General features: G+C 68.2%; 13 protein-coding genes. 11 read left to right on the top strand and 2 right to left on the bottom strand.

Annotated elements, in window-relative coordinates:
• Positions 1 to 193: 193 nt before the first annotated feature.
• The 9 genes from FHT38_RS01865 (at position 194) to FHT38_RS01825 (ending at position 12,132) form a co-directional block, all read left to right on the top strand.
• Positions 194 to 1,387 (top strand): extracellular solute-binding protein, encoded by a 1,194-nt coding sequence (locus FHT38_RS01865; RefSeq protein WP_310737336.1) that lies wholly within the window; start codon positions 194 to 196, stop codon positions 1,385 to 1,387.
• A gap of 15 nt (positions 1,388 to 1,402) precedes the next feature.
• Complete coding sequence (locus FHT38_RS01860) at positions 1,403 to 2,338, top strand: carbohydrate ABC transporter permease (RefSeq protein WP_183489344.1); 936 nt, start codon at positions 1,403 to 1,405, stop codon at positions 2,336 to 2,338.
• Positions 2,339 to 2,362: 24 nt separating this feature from the next.
• Entirely contained in the window at positions 2,363 to 3,223 is an 861-nt protein-coding gene (locus FHT38_RS01855) for a carbohydrate ABC transporter permease (RefSeq protein WP_255488578.1), read from the top strand.
• A 73-nt stretch (positions 3,224 to 3,296) separates the two neighbouring features.
• Positions 3,297 to 4,655 (top strand): GH1 family beta-glucosidase, encoded by a 1,359-nt coding sequence (locus tag FHT38_RS01850; RefSeq protein WP_183489342.1) that lies wholly within the window; start codon positions 3,297 to 3,299, stop codon positions 4,653 to 4,655.
• 14 nt (positions 4,656 to 4,669) lie between these two features.
• Positions 4,670 to 5,758 (top strand): ABC transporter ATP-binding protein, encoded by a 1,089-nt coding sequence (locus FHT38_RS01845; RefSeq protein WP_183489339.1) that lies wholly within the window; start codon positions 4,670 to 4,672, stop codon positions 5,756 to 5,758.
• 326 nt (positions 5,759 to 6,084) lie between these two features.
• Positions 6,085 to 9,111 carry a TonB-dependent receptor gene (locus FHT38_RS01840; protein ID WP_255488577.1) on the top strand — a complete coding sequence of 1,009 codons (3,027 nt, stop codon included), beginning with the start codon at positions 6,085 to 6,087 and terminating at the stop codon, positions 9,109 to 9,111.
• Positions 9,112 to 9,133: 22 nt separating this feature from the next.
• Positions 9,134 to 10,162: a cupin-like domain-containing protein gene (locus tag FHT38_RS01835; RefSeq protein ID WP_183489336.1), complete on the top strand. Its 1,029-nt coding sequence runs from the start codon at positions 9,134 to 9,136 to the stop codon at positions 10,160 to 10,162.
• Between the two features lie 71 nt (positions 10,163 to 10,233).
• On the top strand, positions 10,234 to 11,784 hold the full coding sequence (locus FHT38_RS01830) for a tryptophan halogenase family protein (RefSeq protein ID WP_183489333.1): 1,551 nt from the start codon (positions 10,234 to 10,236) through the stop codon (positions 11,782 to 11,784).
• 84 nt (positions 11,785 to 11,868) lie between these two features.
• Positions 11,869 to 12,132 (top strand): DUF2007 domain-containing protein, encoded by a 264-nt coding sequence (locus tag FHT38_RS01825; protein WP_091720819.1) that lies wholly within the window; start codon positions 11,869 to 11,871, stop codon positions 12,130 to 12,132.
• Between the two features lie 19 nt (positions 12,133 to 12,151).
• On the opposite strand, the gene FHT38_RS01820 is transcribed toward FHT38_RS01825, so the two are convergent.
• Positions 12,152 to 13,057 (bottom strand): hypothetical protein, encoded by a 906-nt coding sequence (locus FHT38_RS01820; RefSeq protein ID WP_147240397.1) that lies wholly within the window; start codon positions 13,055 to 13,057, stop codon positions 12,152 to 12,154.
• A gap of 227 nt (positions 13,058 to 13,284) precedes the next feature.
• On the opposite strand from FHT38_RS01820, the gene FHT38_RS01815 reads away from it, so the two are divergent.
• Together FHT38_RS01815 and FHT38_RS01810 are read left to right on the top strand one after the other, a co-directional pair.
• The gene (locus FHT38_RS01815; RefSeq protein ID WP_147240396.1) at positions 13,285 to 13,689 is read left to right on the top strand and encodes a RidA family protein; all 405 of its coding nucleotides are present in this window, start codon (positions 13,285 to 13,287) and stop codon (positions 13,687 to 13,689) included.
• Positions 13,690 to 13,884: 195 nt separating this feature from the next.
• A complete protein-coding gene (locus FHT38_RS01810) occupies positions 13,885 to 14,241 on the top strand; it encodes a ribonuclease E inhibitor RraB (RefSeq protein WP_183489330.1) in 357 nt (118 codons plus the stop codon).
• A 39-nt stretch (positions 14,242 to 14,280) separates the two neighbouring features.
• Here the strand turns inward: FHT38_RS01810 and FHT38_RS01805 are convergent, their stop codons facing one another.
• Positions 14,281 to 16,038 (bottom strand): family 16 glycosylhydrolase, encoded by a 1,758-nt coding sequence (locus FHT38_RS01805; protein ID WP_255488576.1) that lies wholly within the window; start codon positions 16,036 to 16,038, stop codon positions 14,281 to 14,283.
• Between the last annotated feature and the right edge of the window lie 49 nt (positions 16,039 to 16,087).

Below are 16,087 nucleotides of genomic sequence, written 5' to 3'. Positions count from 1 at the left end.
ACGTTCCCACTCTGACGACCGATATCATGAAAGCGCTTTCATAACGGCACCAACGACGGAGACACAAAGCATGCGGCAGTGGGCCCGATGGCTATCCACGGCGACATTGACCCTGGCCCTGATCCAGGCGGGGTCAGGCGTTGCCGCGCAGCCGGCCAGCGCGACCGCCACGCCCACTCCCACGCCGGCGCCCGTGCCTACGGCAACCACGCTCACCGTCGCCGCCTTCCCCGCCATCGACGAGATCGTCCGGTCCGCCCTGCCTGCCTGGAAGCAGCTGCATCCCGACGTCGAGGTGAAGATCGTGAGCCGCGAGCTCAACGACCACCACACCGCGATGACGACGGCGCTCTCGACCGCGAAGGGCCTGCCGGACGTGATGGCGCTGGAGATCGGCTACCTCGGCCGATTCGCGCAGGGCACCGGGCTCGAGGACCTGTCCCGTCCGCCCTATGAGCTCGGCCGCGAGCGCGCGCGCTTCGTCGGCTACGCCTTCGACCAGGCGACGACCCCGGCCGGCGCCGTGCTGGCCGTCCCTACCGACATCGGCCCCGGCACCCTCCTCTACCGCGCCGACCTGCTGGCGCGCGCCGGCCTCAAGGAGGCCGACCTGACACGGAGCTGGGAGGGCTACGTCGCCGCCGGCGTGAAGATCAAGGCCTCGACCGGCGCCTACCTGATGGCGCACGCGCGCGACATGAAGGACATCCTCATCCGCACCGGCCTGCAAGCGGGCGAGGGCCTCTACTTCGACAAGGACTCGCGGCCGCTGGTGACCTCGCCGCGTTTCGTCCGCGCCTTCGAGCTGGCGCGCGCCGTGCGCCGCCAGCAGCTCGACGCCAAGGTCACCGCCTGGTCCTCCGACTGGACCGAGGGCTTCAAGCGCGGCGGCATCGCCACGCAGATGTCCGGCGCCTGGCTGGCCGGCCACCTGAACACCTGGCTCGCGCCCGGCACGCGCGGCAAGTGGCGCGCGGCGCAGCTGCCCGAGGGCGCCTTCGCCGCCTATGGCGGCACCTTCTTCGCGATGGCCCGCCATGGCGACGCCGCCCGCAAGCCGATGGCCTACGCCTTCATCCGCTTCATGACGATGAACCGCGCGCAGCAGCTCGCGGCCTTCAAGTCGCAGGACGCCTTCCCCGCGCTGGTCGATGCGCAGCAGGACGCCTTCTACGACCAGCCGCTGCCCTTCCTCGGCGGCCAGGTCGCCCGCCGCGACTGGCGCGATGCCGCCAGCCACATCCGCGCCTTCCCGGTCCACAAGCAGGACGCCTTCGCCCGCGAGGTCATCGACACCGAGCTCGACAAGGTCCTGGACCGCGGCAAGGACATCGCCACCGCGCTCGCCGATGCGCAGCGGCTGCTCCAGCAACGCGCGCGACGCTGACACGGAACGACGACGATGCACTTCCGACTCCCGCCGGCCCTGCGCCTCTCGCCCCGCTACGCGCCCTACGCGCTGCTGGCGCCCTTCCTGCTGCTGTTCGTGGTCTTCGGGCTGTTCCCGCTGCTGTTCTCGCTCTACCTGGCCTTCCACAGCTGGGAGCCCACCAGCGGCCTGGGCGCGATGCACTGGGTCGGGCTGGACAACTTCGCTTTCGCGCTGCAGGACGAGTGGTTCTGGAAGTCCATGCGCAACACCGCCTGGCTGGCGATCGCCTCCGGCGTGCCGCAGCACCTGGTCGCGATCCCGCTCGCCACCTTCCTGCACATCGCCTTCAAGCGCTGGCGCAACCCGATGGTCGGGGCTTACTTCCTGCCCTACATCACCTCCTCCGTCGCGATCGCGATCCTGTTCAGCTCGCTGTTCTCGACCGACTACGGCCTGATCAACCTCGCCATCGCCACGCTGCGCGAGATCCCGCTGCTGGGCCCGCTGATGCCGCAGGCCGCGGTGGACTGGCTCAACGATCCCGACGCCCTCAAGCCCGCCATCTCGACCATCGTCTTCTGGCGCTACGTCGGCTTCAACGTCGTGCTCTACCTGGCCGCGCTGCAGACCATCCCGCCCGATCTCTACGAGGCCGCGACCATGGACGGCGCCAGCCGCGTGCAGCAGTTCTTCCACATCACGCTGCCCAGCCTGCGGCCGATGATCTTCTTCGGCGTGACGCTGAGCGTCATCGGCGGTCTGCAGCTGTTCGAGGAACCCTTCATCCTCACCGGCGGCAAGGGCGGCTCCGACCAGGCCGGCATGAGCGCCGCGGTCTACCTCTACCGCAACGCCTTCGACTTCAACGATTTCGGCGCCGCCAGCGCGATGTCCTGGCTGCTGTTCTTCATCGTGGCCGCGCTGACGTGGCTGACGAACCGCGCCTTCCGGCGCAAGGACGACTGAGGACGCCGCGCCATGAGCACCACGATGCCTGCCTCCCTCGACGCCACCGCGCCGCGCGCCGCGCAGCCGCCGCGCATGACCGCCTGGGCCGCCTACCTGCTGGTGGGCGCCGGGGCGCTGATCATGCTGGCGCCCTTCTATTTCATGTTCGTCTTCGCGACGCACTCGCGCACCGAGATCTTCAGCCTGCCGCCGCCGATGTGGTTCGGCAACGACTTCCTGAACAACGTCGACATCCTCACCAAACGCCTGCCCTTCTGGCGCAACCTCGGCCTGAGCCTCTACGTGGGCCTGTGCAACACCGGCCTGACGCTGCTGTTCTGCTCGATGGGCGGCTATGCCTTCGCGATGTACGAGTTCCGCTTCAAGAAGGCGCTCTTCGGCCTCGTCATGGGCACGATGCTGCTGCCCAGCTTCATGAACATGATCCCGAGCTTCATGATCATGGACCTGCTGGGCTGGATCGATCAGCCGCGCGCGCTCTACATCCCCGGCGCGGCCAGCGCCTTCGGCATCTTTCTGATGCGCCAGGTCATCACCTCGGCCGTGCCGCGCGAGCTCGTCGAGGCTGCGCGCATGGACGGCTGCGGCGAGCTCGGCATCTACGCCCGCATCGTGCTGCCGCTGCTCAAGCCGGCGCTGGGGACGCTCGGCCTGATCACCTTCATCTCTTCCTGGAACAACTTCATCGGGCCGCTGGTCGTCATGCGCTCGCCCGACATGTACACGCTGCCGCTGGCGCTGCGCTCGCTGCAGAGCCCCGTCGACACCGAATGGGGCGCGCTGATGGCCGGCTCCGCCATCGCGACGCTGCCGCTGATCGTGCTCTTCGTCCTGTGCTCGCGGCAGCTCATCTCGGGCCTGACCGTCGGCGCGGTGAAGTGACGCGCCACGCATCGCATCACGCCCTCCGCCTCTCGCCTTCCGCCCTCCAACAACCATAAGCACGCCTGCTCCGATGTCATCCTCCACCCTGCCGACCGCCTCCGCCAAGCGCTTCCCCGACGACTTCGTCTGGGGCGTGGCCACCAGCGCCTTCCAGATCGAGGGCGCCCATGACGCCGACGGCAAGGGCCCGTCGATCTGGGACAGCTTCTGCCGGCAGCCCGGCGTGATCGCCGACGGCAGCAGCGGCGACGTCGCCTGCGAGCACTACGCGCGCTGGGAGCAGGACCTGGACATGATCCGGGACCTGGGCGTCGAGGCCTATCGCTTCTCGGTGTCCTGGCCGCGCGTACGCCCGACCGGCGACGGCGAGTGGAACGAAGCCGGCCTGGCCTTCTACGAGCGGCTCGTCGACGGCCTGCTGGCGCGCGGCCTCAAGCCCTACCTGACGCTGAACCACTGGGACCTGCCGCAGGCGCTGCAGGACATCGGCGGCTGGGGCAACCGCGCCACCGTCGAGCGCTTCGTCGAATACGCCGTGGGCATCGCGAAGCGGCTGGGCCACAAGGTGGTCTCCATCGCCACGCACAACGAGCCCTGGGTGGTCGCGCAGCTCGGCCACGAGACCGGCGTCTTCGCGCCCGGCCTCAAGGACCGCCGCCTGGCCGCGCAGGTCTCGCATCACCTGCTGCTCAGCCACGGCCTGGCCGTGACCGCGATGCGCGAGCTGCAACTGAAGGCCTCGCTGGGCATCGTGCTGAACATGGCGCCGATGTATCCCGCCACCGACTCCGATGCGGACCGCGCCAAGGCCCGGCTCGAGGACGGCAAGCTGCGCCGCTGGTACATGGACCCGCTGTTCAACGGCCACTATCCCCAGGACGTGATCGAGCACCTGGGCGATGACGCGCCGTACGTCGAGGCCGGCGACATGGACCGCATCCGCGTGCCCATCGACTTCGTCGGCATCAACTACTACTCGCGCGGCATGGCCAGCGCGGACAACAGCTTCGACCCGAAGACCAGCGGCCTGGAGCTCACCGACATGGGCTGGGAGGTCTACCCGCAGGGCCTGACCGACCTGCTGGTGTCGGTGCATCGCGACTACCCGGCGGCCAAGCGCCTGTACGTGACCGAGAACGGCGGGGCCTTCCCCGATCCGGTGGGCGCCGACGGCCGCGTGCATGACGACGACCGCACCCGCTATCTGGACACACACATCGCCGCCGTCGGCGACGCGATCGCGCAGGGCGCGCCCATGGGCGGCTACATGGTGTGGAGCCTGATGGACAACTTCGAATGGGCCTCGGGCTACGAGAAGCGCTTCGGCATCGTGCATGTGGACTACGCGACGCAGCGGCGCACGCCCAAGGACAGCGCGCTCGCCTACCGCGACTTCGTGTTGGCTCGGCGCGCGGCGCGCCAGGCTTGATCGGGAGCACCGTCATGGGACAAGTCACGCTGCGCGGCATCCGCAAGCGCTACGGCGATCACGAGGTGATCCAGGGCATCGACCTGGACGTGCGGGACGGCGAGTTCATGGTCTTCGTCGGCCCGTCGGGCTGCGGCAAGAGCACGACGCTGCGCATGATCGCGGGCCTGGAGGAGATCAGCGGCGGCGACCTGCTGATCGACGGCACCCGCGCCAACGACCTGCGCCCCGCCGACCGCGGCGCGGCGATGGTGTTCCAGAGCTACGCGCTCTACCCGCACATGACCGTGGCCGAGAACATGGGCTTCGCGCTGAAGATGGCCGGCGTCGGCCGCGCCGAGCGCGACGAGCAGGTGCGCCGCACCGCCGAGGTCCTGCGCATCACCGACCTGCTGCAGCGCACGCCCCGGCAGCTCTCCGGCGGCCAGCGCCAGCGCGTGGCCATCGGCCGCGCGATCGTGCGCAAGCCCAAGGTATTCCTGTTCGACGAGCCGCTGTCCAACCTGGACGCCGCGCTGCGCGTGGACATGCGCATCGAGCTCACCCGGCTGCATCAGCAGCTCGGCACGACCATGATCTACGTCACCCATGACCAGGTCGAGGCGATGACGATGGGCGACCGCATCGCGGTCTTCAACAAGGGCCGCATCGAGCAGCTCGGCGCGCCGATGGACCTCTACCGCCATCCGGCCAATGCCTTCGTCGCCGGCTTCCTCGGCGCGCCGCGGATCAACTTCATCGAACGACCGGCCGCGCACGCGCCCGGCGCGGCGCGGCGGCTGTGGGACGCGCTCGGCGGCGCCGCGCGTCCGGCGGCGGCCCGCCTGGGCCTGCGGCCCGAGCATCTGCAGCTGGCGGCGGCCACCGACGAGGCCGCGGTGCCGGCGACCGTCGTGCTGGCGGAGCACCTGGGTGACGTGTCCATCCTGCACCTGCGCGTGGACGGCATCCCCGAGCTGCTCACCGCCAAGCTGCCCGCCGGCGCGGCCGCGCTGCACGACGGGGACAGCGTCCGCCTGATCGCCGGCGCCGAGCACGCGCTGGCTTTCGACGCCGAGTCCCGCGCGCTGGACGCGCGCCCCGCCGTCCCCGTGGCGGCCTGAAAGCGCCACGCCGCCCGGCGTCCGCCAGGCCGCCGCGGCCGCCCCATTTCGCAGTACCCCCGCGCCCGGTGTGGCGCGGACCCCTCGCTAGGGAAAGTCAGTAGAGGACCCGGAGCCGAAGCAGTTAAATTCTGAAAGCGCTTTCAAGATGATCCGCCACGCGCCCTCCGGTGCGAGGGAAGGAGCGTCCTGGCAGCGAAGGACAGACGGGGCGACGGCCAACGAAGCCGTGCCCCGACGAGATCCGGATCCAGCTTGCCCTGCATCCCTCGGGCCCGCCGTCGCACGTGGGTCATGGCCAAGACTGAGAGACAACAAGGAGACACATGAAACACGTCCACCCCACCCGACAGCGGCAGGGCCGCGGACCGCAACCCCAACCGGTGGCGGCGGCCTGCGCGATGCTGTTCCTGGCCGCCGCGGCGCATGCCCAGCAGGCGCCCGCGGCCCCCGAGGGTGCCGCGTCCGAGGCCCAGCGCAAGACGGCCGACGCGCAGATCGACACCGTCGTCGTGACCGGCATCCGGCAGTCGCTGGACACCTCGCTGAACCTCAAGCGCCAGCAGCGCGGCGTGGTCGACGGCATCGTCGCCGAGGACATCGGCAAGTTCCCCGACACCAACCTGGCCGAGTCGATGCAGCGCATCTCGGGCGTGTCGATCGACCGCTCGATGGGCGAAGGCTCCAAGGTCACCGTGCGCGGCGTCGGCCCCGACTTCAACCTGGTGCTGCTCAACGGCCGCCAGATGCCGGCCTCGACGCTGGCGGACACGGGTCCGTCGAACTCGCGCGCCTTCGACTTCGCCAACCTGGCCACGGAATCGATCGCCGCGCTGGAGGTCTACAAGACCAGCCGCGCCAGCGCCCCGACCGGCGGCATCGGCGCAACGATCAACATCAAGACCGCGCGCCCGCTGGACACCAAGAAGACCATCGCCAGCATCGGCGTCAAGGCGGTGCATGACGGCGGCAACTCGCGCCTGCCGGACAACATCAAGGGCGACAGCGTGACGCCCGAGGTGTCGGGCATCTACAGCACGACCTTCGGCGAAGGCATGTTCGGCGTGTCGGTCTCGGGCAGCTTCCAGAAGCGCGACGCCGGCTACAACAGCGCCGGCGTGCCCAACGGCTGGCTGCCCTTCAAGGGCGACGAGACGGGCAACGGCGCGATCCCGCTGCCGGGCGCGCCGGGTTCGGAACGGATCACCAACCGTCCGGGCGCGAGCGACGTCTACTCGCTGCCGCAGAACGTCAACTACAACATGAACGCCATCAGCCGTGAGCGCACGAACGGCCAGCTGACGTTCCAGTTCGCGCCGACCAAGTCGCTGACGACGACGCTGGACTACACGGTCTCGCAGAACAAGGTGCACACGCGCCGCAACGACCTGTCGGCCTGGTTCAGCTTCGGCCCCTCGTCGAGCTCGTGGACCTCCGGCCCCGTGTCCGCGCCGCTGAACTACACCGAGCTGATCGCCAACGGCGACGCCGACCTGTCCATGGGCGGCGCCGACTTCGCGACCAAGAACGACAACAAGTCGCTGGGCTTCAACGCCGACTGGAAGGTCACCGACAAGCTGCGCTTCGGCTTCGACGCCCACCACTCCACTGCGGAGTCGGGCGCCGACAGCCCCTGGGGCAGCAACAACGTGATCGGCACGGCCAGCTTCAACCGCGGCCAGACCGGCGTGGACTTCAGCCAGGACCTGCCCATCCTGATCATGCCGACGACGACGCGCAACGCGGCGCTGCAACAGGTGACGGGCTCGTCCTTCCGCAACAGCTACATGAAGGCGCAGGTCGACCAGCAGCAGATCAACGGCAGCTGGGAGATCAGCGACGAATCGAAGCTGGACTTCGGCGTCGGCCTGACCAAGGCGAAGAACCGCTCGGCCTACGCCAACGTCCAGCTGGACAACTGGGGTGGCGTGGCCAACGGCCCGGCCAACTACCCGGACGAAGTCTGGATCCCGCAGGACCTGCGAGACTTCTTCGGCAAGATCGGCGGCGTCGGCGATCCGCGCCTGTTCACGCAGTTCTACACCTTCGACTTCGGGACGGTCCGCGACCTGGCCGCCAAAGGCAACGGCGATCCGTCGAAGTACCTCGCGTCCAACGTCTTCTCGACGGACCGCCGCACGACGGAGAAGTCCACCAGCGCCTACGCCGAGTACACCCGCGAGTGGGAACTGGGCGTCCCGATGAGCGCCACGGTCGGCATGCGCTACGAGAAAACCAAGGTCACCTCCAGCGCGCTGGTGCCGATCGCCACCGGCATCACCTGGGGCTCCAACAACGAGCTGACGGTGCTCAAGGGCGACCCGGGCTTCACGACGCTGGACGGCAAGTACAGCTACTGGCTGCCCAACATCGATTACCAGGCCGACCTGACCGACAAGCTCAAGCTGCGCGCCAGCTACGGCACGACGATCGGCCGTCCAGGCTGGGACGCGATCCAGGGCGGGCAGACGCTGAACGACCTGGCGCGCCTGAGCGGCGGCACCGGCTCGCAGGGCAACCCGGGGCTGAAGCCGCTGAAGTCGAAGAACATCGACTTCTCGCTGGAGTACTACTACGCGCGGTCCAGCTATGTGGCGGCGGGCGTGTTCCGCAAGAACATCAGCAACTACATCGGCTCGACGCTCGAGAACGCCACCCCGTTCAACCTCCACACCCCGATCGGCGGCGCGTACTACAACGAGGCCTCGACCACCGGCGGCTGCGGCAGCGACATCACCTGCATCCGCGACTACATCCTCAACCGCTACAACGGCCAGCCGGGCGTGACCAAGACCGGCGAGAGCAACGGCCATGCGCTGGGGACCATCGTCGGACAGCCCGGCGATCCGGTGGCCAACTTCCAGATCACGGTGCCGGCCAACACGCAGTCCAACAGCCTGAAGGGCTTCGAGCTGAACGTGCAGCACGCGTTCGGGAACTCGGGCTTCGGCGTCGCGGCCAACTACACCAAGGTGAAGTCGGGGCTCAAGTACGACAACATGAGCTTCGCGCAGCAGTACGCGCTGGTGGGCCTGAGCGACTCCGCCAACCTGGTGGGCTTCTACGAGGACGCGAAGTTCAGCGTGCGCGTGGCCTACAACTGGCGCGACAAGTTCCTGGCCGCCGTCAACGACGGCAACCAGCTGGGCCGCTCGGCGCCGATCTTCACCGAGCCCTACTCGCAGGTGGACGTCAGCCTGGGCTACAACTTCAGCGAACGCCTGAGCCTGCAGGCCGAAGTCATCAACCTCGGCGATTCGGTCCTGCGCCAGCATGGCCGGACCAAGGAGGAGGTGTACGCGGTCACGCAGACGGGACGCCGCTATATGCTGGGCCTCCGCTACAAGTTCTGACCCCGCCGGGGGCGATGCCCGCATGAAGCCGATCCGAGAACTCCACGACCTGGTGCCGGGTCGGCTTCCTTCCCTCCTGATCGAGGCCGCGCAGCCGGTGGTGCTGCGCGGCCTCGTGTCGCATTGGCCGATGGTGCGGGAGGCGCGGCGCTCCGACCGCGCCGCGGTCGACTACCTGCACGGCTGCTGGCGCGGCGCGCCGGTGGCGATCATGACCGGCCCGCCGGAGATCGACGGCCGCATCTTCTACAACGACGACCTCACCGGCATGAACTTCAGCCGGGCCGACGCGCCGCTGCCGGCGCTGATGGAGGAACTGCTCCAACTCGCGGAGGTCGAGCGTCCGCCCTGCTACTACGTCGGCTCAACGACGGTCGACGAGTGCCTGCCCGGCTTTCGCGCGCACAACGACCTGGACCTGTCCTCGCTGGCGACCGGCGGCACGGCGGCACCGGAGGCGCTGGCCAGCGTCTGGCTGGGCAATCGCAGCCGCATCGCGCCGCACTACGACCTGCCCGACAACATCGCGTGCGTGGCGGCCGGCCATCGCCGCTTCACGCTGTTCCCGCCGGAGCAGTTGCCCAACCTGTATGTCGGTCCGATCGACTTCACGCCGGCCGGCCAGCCGGTCAGCCTGGTCGACCTCAAGCAGCCGGACTTCGAGCGCTTCCCGCGCTTCGCGACGGCGCTCGAGCACGCGCAGGTCGCCGAGCTCGAGCCGGGCGACGCGCTCTACATCCCCAGCATGTGGTGGCACCAGGTGGAGGCGCTGGACGCGTTCAACGTGCTGATCAACTACTGGTGGCGGCAGTCGCCGGCCCACATGGATCCGCCGGTCTTCGCGCTGATGCTGGCGCTGCTGTCGCTGCGCGATCTGCCGGCGCCGCAACGCCGCGCCTGGCAGGGGATCTTCGACCATTACGTGTTCAATGCCGACGGCCAGACCTCGGCCCACATCCCCGCGCATGCCCGCCATGCGCTGGCCCCGATCACCGCCGAGGGCGCCGGCCATCTGCGCGCCCACCTGATCCAGCGGCTCCGGCAGCGTTGAGCGACGCGTCCTTGCGGACGCCCGCATCGTCGCGCCGGAAGCCGCCCGACCCACGACATGGAGGAGACGCCATGAGCTTCACGCCCCCCGCCCCGTCCGTTCCCCGCTCGCCGGTGCGACGCGTCGTCATCGCCGGCGGCGGCACGGCCGGCTGGATGATGGCCGCCTGCATCGCCAAGCACCTGGGCAAGCAGCTGGACATCCGCCTGGTCGAGTCCGACGAGATCGGCACCGTCGGCGTCGGCGAGGCGACGATCCCGACGATGCTGACCTTCCACCAGTTGCTCGGACTGGACGAGCGGGAGTTCATGGCCGCGACGCAGGCCACCATCAAGCTGGGTATCCAGTTCGAGGGCTGGCGCGACCCCGACGCGCGCTACATCCACGCGTTCGGCAGCACCGGCATCGACCACTGGACCGCCGGCTTCCAGCACTTCTGGATGAAGGGCCGCGAGCGCGGCATGGCGTCGGACTACGGCGACTACTGCCTGGAACTGCGCGCGGCGCAGCAGAACCGCTTCGCGCATCTGCCGGGCGACGGCATCAACTACGCGTTCCACCTGGACGCATCGCTGTACGGCGCCTTCCTGCGCCGCTTCAGCGAGGGCTTCGGCGTGCGCCGCATCGAGGGCCGTATCGCCGAGGTGCTGCTGCGGCCCGATGGCGACCTGCGCGCGCTGAAGCTGCAGGATGGGTCCGAGGTCGAAGGGGATCTCTTCATCGACTGCACCGGCATGCGCTCGGTGCTGCTGGGGCAGACGCTGGGCGTCGGCTACCAGGACTGGTCGCACTGGCTGCCCTGCGACAGCGCGATCGCGCTGCAGACCGCGTCGGTGCGGGACGCGGTGCCCTACACGCGCGCGATCGCGCATCCCTGGGGCTGGCAGTGGCAGATCCCGCTGCAGCACCGCGTCGGCAACGGCGTGGTCTTCAGCAGCCGCTACACCGACGACGAGACCGCGCGCGCGGCGCTGCTGGGCAACATCGAGGGCGAGGTGCTGACGCCGCATCGCGTGATCCGCTTCAAGCCGGGCCAGCGCGACGTGGTGTGGCAGCGCAACTGCGTCGCCGTGGGCCTGGCCAGCGGCTTCCTGGAGCCGCTGGAGTCCACCAGCATCCACCTGATCCAGCGCAGCGCGATCCGGCTGCTGCAGATGTTCCCGAAGGACGGGATCCGGCAGTCCGACGTCGACGAGTACAACGCCCAGATGCGGCATGAGCTGGAGCACATCCGCGACTTCATCGTGCTGCATTACCACCTGCAGCAGCGGACCGATTCGCCGATGTGGCGCGACCTGCGCGAGATGTCGGTGCCGGCGTCGCTGCAGCACCGGCTGGACCTGTTCCGCGAGAGCGGCCGGGTGTTCCGCGGGCCGAATGAGCTGTTCACCGAGAACTCGTGGATCCAGGTGATGCTGGGCCAGGGCCTGATGCCCGAGCAGCATCATCCGACGGCCGACCTGATGAGCGACCGCGAGCTGGCCGGCTTCCTGGGCGGGATCAAGGCGCGCATCGACCAGACGGTGCAGCAGATGCCGGGGCATCAGCAGTACATCGCGCGTTATGCGCCGGGGACGCAGTGGCAGATGCCGCAGGTGCCGCAGGCGCCGGTGACGGTCTGAGCGCGCGGTGCGCTCCGGACGACGGATGCGCCCACGCGGGAAGCGGTCTAAGCTGCGGCCCTTGGGAGGAACCCAGGAGGACCCATGCCCGACCGCGCCGACGCCAGCTCCGATGACTTCGTCTGTGTCGCCACGCGCGACTCGCCCATCGAGGCCCACCTGCTGATGGGCGTACTCCGGTCCGCCGCGCTCACGCCGCACCTGGCGGACGAGCACATGGTGCAGAACTACTCGCTGCTCTCGCCGGCCGTTGGCGGCGTGCGCGTGCTGGTGCCGGCCTCCCAGCTCGCCGCCGCGCGCGCGACGATCGCCGATTTCGAGGCGGGGGCGTTCCGGTTGGAGGAGTAGCCGGCGGCCGTGTTCGGCCTCACCCGAACACGGCGTACTTCGCCTGGAGCGCCCAGCGCTTGAAGTCGCTCATCCTTCCCTCGAGCATGCCGATGATGCCAAGCAGCACTGGCAAGGTGATCGTGACGTTGATGCTCATGAAAGGCTGCAGGGTGGCCAACGCCGTGTCGTAGAGCACCCGCTCGGCGGCGCCGCCGGCGTTGTTCTGCAGCATGTCCACCGTGCCACCGGTGGTGCCGCCTCCGACCGGGTTCATCGTCACGCCGCCGACGCCGATGAGCGCGTCGCGATAACGCACATGCTCAGGGACCACGGTCGCATCGAGGACATTGTTGTTGGCGGTCAGCGGCACGTTGTTGAGCTGGCGCAGGTGCTTGGCCGCTTGCGCGTTCTGGAGGGCCGGGTTCTGGCCCACCGCCTCGGCGAGCATTTCCATGGTCATCTTGAGGACCTGAGACCCGGCCGGATGCATCTCGACCGTGCCGGCCGGGCCACCTGCGGCCTGCCTGGCCTGCAGGGTGTCGCGCACCTCCCAGAGCGTCATCAGGAAGTTCTGCATCAGTTCGCCGGCGAGGTTGGCGCCCGCCGCGATGTGCAGATCGGCGATATTGGGCCCGGCCGTGTAGCCGGCCATGACGCCACCCCGGTTCTTGCTCTGGCGTGGCACGGTTGTGAGGTTGAACATCCCTTGCAGGACCGCACCGTGCGGGCCCATGCGCCCGCCAGACAGGGTGCGCGGTGCGGGTCCAACCCGATGTCGGCAGGCAGCGCCGAAAGCAGCGTCGATGGCCTGACGCTGGGACACCATGCGAGGCGACTGGTGAACCAGCGAGGTTCGCGAGGCGCCGTCCATGGCATCGCCACGATGCGCGGCGGCCGCGGGCTGGCGTTGCATCACCCTGGGCCGGGAGTCATGAGCTTTCATCGTGGGCTTCCTCCATGCTGTCGCGCAGCGTGATTGCTGGCCGATGAGGGAGGACGATAGTCAGCACGCCACGGCTTGCCTATCAGCAGAATGCTGAGGCGGCGGTTGTATCCGCCCTCACTGTTTGGCGACCCCAAACAGTGATTGTGCGAGTCGCTGGTTTATCGGCGGGCGGCGAATTTCTACAGTGAGCACATCGCAATTCGTGCTTCAAAGGAATGCCGGTCATGTTCACTCGAGATGTCGTCTCCCCGCCCGACCGCCACGCGCTCTATGAGCTGCACCGCTACTCCCCCGCCATTCGCGCCAATGGGCTGCTGTTCGTGTCCGGCCAGGTCGGCAGCCGCGCCGATGGATCGCCCGAGCCGGACCGGGACGAGCAGGTCCGACTCGCGTTCAGGAACCTCAACGCCATCCTGGCGGCGGCGGGCTGCAGCTTCCGCGACGTCATCGACGTGACCGTCTTCATGGTGGATCCCCACACCCACTTCGAGCGCGCCTGGGCCGTCGCCGCCGAGTTCTGGGGCGAGGCGCCCTATCCGACCGCCACCGCCATCGGCGTGACCTGGCTGTCCGGGTTCCAGTTCGAGATCAAGGTCATCGCGAAGCTGCCGGATGGCCCGGCGGCCTGACAGCCATGATGCTTCGATCCATCGCGCGACGTTAGTCGGGGCGCCGAATGCGGCCGCCCCGATCCGCGGGTCTCCCGGCCGCGCGAGCGAAGACGTCAGGGGCTGAAGGCGTCGACTCATCGCGCCGTGGGATGATCCCGCACCGCCGTGACCGACGGCGGCAGGCCATTCCTCACGCTCTCATCCGCTGCACCCATGCCGACTTCTCCCGAACTCCTCGATCGCCTGGTCAACAACGACGATCCGGACGCCAAGGTGTTGGCGCAGATGGTTGAACTCGGCGCGGATCTGTCCTTGCCACACGTCCCCGAATTCGCCTTCGACGCCGCCGAAGAAGCCGCCGCGATGTCGATCGCGCACGCCCTGGCCGACTTGGATTTCGATGTGCGGATCTTCGGTCCGGAGGACGATGCGCCGACCTGGCAGGTGGTCGCCGCTCGCCGCATGATTCCGGACCTGGATGCGCTCATGGCGTTGTCGGCGCAATTCGAGGCGCTCGCGAAAACACATGGCGTGGTCTACGACGGATGGGGCGCGGAGATCGTCGACTGACGAGTCGTCGTCAATCCCCTGACGCCTCATCCCGCGTGTTCACTTCACCGTGTAGCTCTGCAGCGCCGTGTCGTAGGCGCCATTGCGGGCCGGGTCCCAGTAAGTGAAGTTGAATCGCACGACATCGCCCTGCTTCAGCCCGGTGACCGTGTAGGCATTGCCGCTGCCTTCCTTCAGCATCCGCACATTCATCTGGCCGCCGCCATTGATCGTGTAATGCACGTCGGCCCAGGTCCCCGTCGGCTCCGTGAACTTGACCGTGGTCGCCGACGGCTGGGTGATGCCGGCCGGCGTCGGCGGCTCCTGGGTCGTCGTGCCGGACTCCCACACCACGTCATCGATCGCGAACTGGAAAGCCGAAGTTGGCAGCCGGTTGTTGTCGCCCGAGAACATGAAGATGTCGGCGATCGATTGCAGCGCGACCTTCGGTCCGATGAGCGTCGAGACGGGAACGGTCGCCGTCGCCCATTCGCCATTGCGCACCAGGCCGAATGCCGTCGTATTGGCTGGGAAGTTCACCCAGTTCTGGTTGGTGTAGGTGTCGCCAATGCCGATGTTGAAAGACACGTTGGCCGGGATCTTGATCCGGAACTTCAGCTGGCCATTGCGGTAGTTGGTGAGGTCGCGGATCTGGCGGGACTGGATGCCGCCGCCGAACCACTGTCCCGGCGTGTTGTAGCTCCACGCGATCACATTGCCGCCTTCATACGGCAGCGTGTTGCCGGCCGCGGTCGACGCGCCATTCCACAGGAAGATGTCGGACGTGCTGCCGGCGACCAGCTTGTTGTTGACCACCGTGTTGTCGGTGAACACGCCGAATTTGCCGGCGACTTCCGGCACCACCTGGTTGCCCAACTTCACCTCTCCCTTGCCGTCGAGTTCATACACCCGGATGTAGTCGACGTACATCGTGGCGGGCAGTGGCGCGTTCACCTGCGAGGGCGTCGCCGCATCGGTGAAGTTGCCCCCCACCGCCATGTTCAGCAGCAGATAGAACGGCGCCTGCAAGGCCGTCGAGTTCACCGGCAACGGCGCGTCGTACATGTCGTGTTCACCGTCGTTGTCGACGACGGTGAATCGCATCTGGCTTTCGGTCCAGTAGAAGCGGTATTTGACGAAGCGATTCGCCAATGAGGCCTGCGGCTTGTACCAGTTCTTGGTCTGCCAGGCGGTGGAGGCGGCACACGACTCATTGCCCGGCACGCAGGCGGCCTGCGACCAGGTGATCACATTGGCGCCGACGAAATGGTCGGGCGAAGGCGCGCCCGCCGCGGCCCAGGCCGAGGCGCGATGGCCCAGCTCGGCGATGTCGATCTCGCCCTTGCGCGGCCAGACCTGCGGACTGGTTCCCAGCAGCCAGGCGGCCGGCCACAGCCCGGTGGTGACCTGCGGCGTGGCCATGCGGATCTCGATCATTCCGTACTGCACCTGCACCTTGCCGTAGGAATCGACCTTTCCGGACGTGAACTCATTGCTGCCGATGGTCTGCCGCAGCGCGCGGATCGCCAGGGCGCGCGTGCCGGCTTCAAAGGGCACGTCGGCGATCGAGAGGTTGTTGGGGCTGTAGTACTCGAGCTCGGCATTGCCGTAGCCGCACAGGTTGATCTGGCAGCCATTGCCGTCATAGGGCGTCCAGACACTGGTGTTCAACGACGCGCCGTTGAATTCCTCGGACCACAACAGGCGGCCGATGGTCGGATTGGTGACGCTGGCAAACGCCGGCGCGGCGGCAGTCGCGCACAAGCCCAGGGCGACGGCGCGCAGCATCGGCGCGCCCATGCGGTTCGGAAATCCCATTCATGTCTCCAAGAGGTGTCGATGGTGTGCAGGAGGGCACCGATCGGCG

Source organism: Mitsuaria sp. BK041, assembly GCF_014193085.1.
In the GTDB taxonomy this organism is placed as follows: domain Bacteria; phylum Pseudomonadota; class Gammaproteobacteria; order Burkholderiales; family Burkholderiaceae_C; genus Roseateles.
This window is presented reverse-complemented; position numbering and strand designations above follow the sequence as displayed.

Bases quoted from the DNA above. Each gene is read 5' to 3' on its own strand.
- FHT38_RS01860 (WP_183489344.1), top strand. From the start codon at position 1,403: ATGCACTTCCGACTCCCGCCGGCCCTGCGCCTCTCGCCCCGCTACGCG.
- FHT38_RS01855 (WP_255488578.1), top strand. From the start codon at position 2,363: ATGCCTGCCTCCCTCGACGCCACCGCGCCGCGCGCCGCGCAGCCGCCG.
- FHT38_RS01850 (WP_183489342.1), top strand. From the start codon at position 3,297: ATGTCATCCTCCACCCTGCCGACCGCCTCCGCCAAGCGCTTCCCCGAC.
- FHT38_RS01845 (WP_183489339.1), top strand. From the start codon at position 4,670: ATGGGACAAGTCACGCTGCGCGGCATCCGCAAGCGCTACGGCGATCAC.
- FHT38_RS01840 (WP_255488577.1), top strand. From the start codon at position 6,085: ATGAAACACGTCCACCCCACCCGACAGCGGCAGGGCCGCGGACCGCAA.
- FHT38_RS01835 (WP_183489336.1), top strand. From the start codon at position 9,134: ATGAAGCCGATCCGAGAACTCCACGACCTGGTGCCGGGTCGGCTTCCT.
- FHT38_RS01830 (WP_183489333.1), top strand. From the start codon at position 10,234: ATGAGCTTCACGCCCCCCGCCCCGTCCGTTCCCCGCTCGCCGGTGCGA.
- FHT38_RS01825 (WP_091720819.1), top strand. From the start codon at position 11,869: ATGCCCGACCGCGCCGACGCCAGCTCCGATGACTTCGTCTGTGTCGCC.
- FHT38_RS01820 (WP_147240397.1), bottom strand. From the start codon at position 13,057: ATGAAAGCTCATGACTCCCGGCCCAGGGTGATGCAACGCCAGCCCGCG.
- FHT38_RS01815 (WP_147240396.1), top strand. From the start codon at position 13,285: ATGTTCACTCGAGATGTCGTCTCCCCGCCCGACCGCCACGCGCTCTAT.
- FHT38_RS01810 (WP_183489330.1), top strand. From the start codon at position 13,885: ATGCCGACTTCTCCCGAACTCCTCGATCGCCTGGTCAACAACGACGAT.
- FHT38_RS01805 (WP_255488576.1), bottom strand. From the start codon at position 16,038: ATGGGATTTCCGAACCGCATGGGCGCGCCGATGCTGCGCGCCGTCGCC.